Below are 3,459 nucleotides of genomic sequence, written 5' to 3' on the forward strand. Positions count from 1 at the left end.
GCGGGGGCTCGCCGCCGGGCACGCAGGCCGGTCCGGCCAGCAGGACGAGGGCGAGGGCGGCGGTGAACAGGGCCGGCAGGCTGCGGCGCGTCCCGTGCGGGGCCACTGGACGGCTCTCCTTCTTCCCGGGTGCGTGGGGCGGCGGACGGCTCCGACGCCCGAGCAACGTACCAGCGCGGGGCAGAAGACGACGTAGCACGCCATTCACGACATGACCGGCGCGCCCGGCGATGCGGCAGACGGCAGGACCGCGCGCCCACGCGAAAGAACCGCGCGCCGGAGCGGAAGACCGTGCCGGTGTGTGCTTGGCAGAGTCGGCTCCATGAATGCGGACCCGGTGCGCAGCGTGGTGGCGAGCGGTCACCGGCACCGGTGTCCGGGACCGGCGACGAAGGATGAGCATGACCTCGACCCCCCAGGTTCAGACCGTCCGCGGGCCCGTGGCGGTGAGCGACCTCGGTACCGTCCTGATGCACGAGCACGTCTTCGTCGTCAGTGAGGAACTCCGGCAGAGCCTCCCGGAGACCTGGGACGAACAGGAGCGCGTCGACGACGCGGTGAGCCGGCTGAAGGCGCTCGCCGCGACCGGTGTCACCACGCTCGTCGACCCCACCGTGATCGGACTCGGCCGCAACGTGGCGCGCGTCGCCCGGGTCAACGCGCAGGTCGACCTCAACATCGTTGCGGCGACCGGCATCTACACGCTGGCCGACATCCCCGACTTCTACCGCTACCACGGCCCGGGCACGGTGCTCGGCGGCCCCGAGGGCATGACCGACCTGTTCGTCCGGGAACTCACCGAGGGCATCGCGGACACCGGTGTCCGGGCCGCGTTCCTCAAGTGCGCCATCGAGAACGACCTCACGCCGGGCGTGGAGCGGGTGATGCGCGCGGTGGCGCAGGCCCATCTGCGGACCGGCGCTCCGATCACGGTGCACACAAGTGCCGCCGCCCGTACGGGACTTGTCGCGCAGAACGTGTTGCGCGAGGAGGGCGTGGACCTCGGCGCGGTCGTCATCGGGCACAGCGGTGACACCGCCGACCTGGACTATCTGCACGAACTCGTCGACAACGGCTCGTACGTGGGAATGGACCGGTTCGGCCTCGACATCCTGCTGCCCGAGGACGAGCGGGTGGCGACCGTCGCCGCGCTCGCCCGGGAGGGCTTCGCGGAACGGATGGTGCTGTCGCACGACGCGTCCTGCCACATCGACTGGTTCCCGCCGGGCGTACGGGAGCAGATCGCGCCGAACTGGCACCACACCCATCTCCACGACCAGGTGCTCCCGGCCCTGCGCACCGCAGGCGTCACGGAGGCCCAGATCACCACCATGCTGGTCGACAATCCGCGCCGGTACTTCACCCCGGCCGGCTCCTAGGGGCGCCGTCTACGGCTGTGCGGCGGGGCCCGCGTCTGCGCCGGACAACTCCTGGGCGCCGCGCCTGACTTCGCGCGGGGTGATGCCGAACTCGGCGCGGAACGCGGTGGCGAAGGAGGCGTGGCTGCCGAAGCCGCTGGCGTGGGCGATCTCGGCGATCGAGTACGTGGTCCAACTCCCGCTCGCCAGCCGGGCGCGGGCGACGTTCAGCCGTTCGCGGCGGATCAGGTCGCGCGAGGTCGTGCCCGCGGCCTGCAGCACCTGCTGGACGTAGCGCGCCGACCAGCCGAGCGCCCGCGCGACGGAGCCGACGTCCAGGTCCCGGTCGCAGGCGTGCTCACGGACGTGGCGCCGGATCGCGGCCTCGACGCTCGCCCGCTGTCCGGTGGGCGCCGAGTCGACGCCGCCCTCGGCGGCCAGGCACACCAGGTCGAGGAGCCGGTCGCAGGCGAGGTCGAAACTCGACTCGGAGAGATGCTCGCGCTCCTCGTGCAGGGTGGTGGTCAACTGCCGGACGACCCGGCCGAGTCCGCGGGTGCCGTCGAGCAGATGCGGTCCCCCGGCCGCGAGCGCGCTGCGCGCGGAGAGCCGCCCGCCGGACACGATCAGCGAAATGCTGCGGTGGCCGGCGCCGTGCGCGAACGTCAGCGGCCGGTCGATGTCGCACAGCGCCATGACACCGGGCCCGATCTCACCCGACGCCGCGCCCTGCTCCACCCAGGCCGAACCGGCGAGCGGGACGAGGAGTTCATGGGTGCCGCGGGGATCGGTGCGGATGTGCCGGGTGTCCCGGTCGACCACTTCCTCTCCGCCGGAGCACAGGGCGAGACTGTAGGTCTTCGACCGCTGCCACTCCAGGTGCCCGGTCCACGGAGCGCGGCGGTCCGGCACTCTGATGCGGCTCGCGCCGTGCAGACCGGTGAAGACCTCGTCCCAGGCACTCGCGGAGGAAACGGTCAGAGCTTGGCTCCAGGAAGACACACTTCATCCTATCCGGCCAGAAAACGGCGATGCTCATGACGGAGAAACGCACCGCACCCCCGCCCTTGTGATCGAATTCACCCTGCCCGGGTCGAACCTTTGGACCGGTCCCACATCTTGTCAGTGTCACGCCCCGTGTTCCTGTTCCTGCCCGACCCCTACGGGAGGCGTCATGGCATCGGCATCCATCACACCGGCGGTCCTCGTCGGACGATCGGCCGAACTGGCCCTGCTCGACCGGCACTTCGACTCCGCCCCGGCTTGCGGCGGCGCGCTGATGCTGACCGGGGAGGCCGGGGTGGGCAAGAGCGCGCTGCTGGACACCGCGGCGCCGCGCGCGGCCGGGGCCGGCTTCCGGGTGCTGCGGGTGGCCGGCTGCCCGTTCCAGCAGGGGGTCGGCTTCTCGGCCCTGAACCAGCTGCTGCAACCCCTCGCCGACGCGATTCCCGCGCTGCCCGCCCGGCAGGCGGAGACCCTCCAGGCGGTCCGCGGTCTGTCCGAGGAACAGCCCACCGAACTCCTCGCCATCGCCAACGCCGTACAGGCCCTCGTGGCCCAGGTCGCCACCGAGGCCGCTCCGCTCGCGCTGATCGTCGACGACGTGGCCTGGGTGGACCGGTCCAGCGCCACGGTCCTGGGTACCCTCGCCCACTCCCCGCGCACCGGGCACCTCACGGTGCTGGGGGCGTCCCGGACCGGTGACGTGTCCTTTCTCAGCAACATCGGGATACCCGAGCACGAGGTCCGGCCACTCGACGACGTCTCGGCGGACGAGCTGGTGGCCGGGCGGTTCCCCGCCATGGCGGCCCGGGTCCGCCGCCGGCTGGTCGCGGAGGCCCGCGGCAACCCCCTGGCCCTGCTGGAACTGCCGGTCCCCCTCAACGACCTGCAGCACACGGCACGCTCCACCCTGCCGGCCGTGCTGCAGCTGACCGAGCGCCTCAAGGGCATCTTCTCCACCCGGGTCGCCGCGCTCCCGGCCCCGACCCGGAAGCTGCTGCTGCTCGCCGTGCTCGACGCCTCGGGTGAACTGCACGTCCTGCAGCGGGCCCTGGGCGGCGCGGACCCGCTGGCCGGGCTGTCCCCCGCCGAGCGGGCC

Annotated in this window: 3 protein-coding genes; 2 read left to right on the plus strand and 1 reads right to left on the minus strand. The window is 72.4% G+C overall.

The genetic code is table 11. The features are described from left to right. Positions 1-401: 401 nt before the first annotated feature. Positions 402-1,379 carry a phosphotriesterase family protein gene (locus R6V09_RS48950; protein WP_317887909.1) on the plus strand — a complete coding sequence of 326 codons (978 nt, stop codon included), beginning with the start codon at positions 402-404 and terminating at the stop codon, positions 1,377-1,379. A 9-nt stretch (positions 1,380-1,388) separates the two neighbouring features. Here the strand turns inward: R6V09_RS48950 and R6V09_RS48955 are convergent, their stop codons facing one another. After that, positions 1,389-2,360 (minus strand): AraC family transcriptional regulator, encoded by a 972-nt coding sequence (locus R6V09_RS48955; RefSeq protein WP_317887910.1) that lies wholly within the window; start codon positions 2,358-2,360, stop codon positions 1,389-1,391. A 172-nt stretch (positions 2,361-2,532) separates the two neighbouring features. Between R6V09_RS48955 and R6V09_RS48960 the strand changes: the two genes are divergently transcribed. Then, a partial coding sequence (locus R6V09_RS48960; protein WP_317887911.1) for an ATP-binding protein occupies positions 2,533-3,459 on the plus strand: 927 nt, incomplete at its 3' end.

The sequence above is a fragment of the Streptomyces sp. W16 genome (assembly GCF_033194735.1).
Taxonomy (GTDB): domain Bacteria; phylum Actinomycetota; class Actinomycetes; order Streptomycetales; family Streptomycetaceae; genus Streptomyces.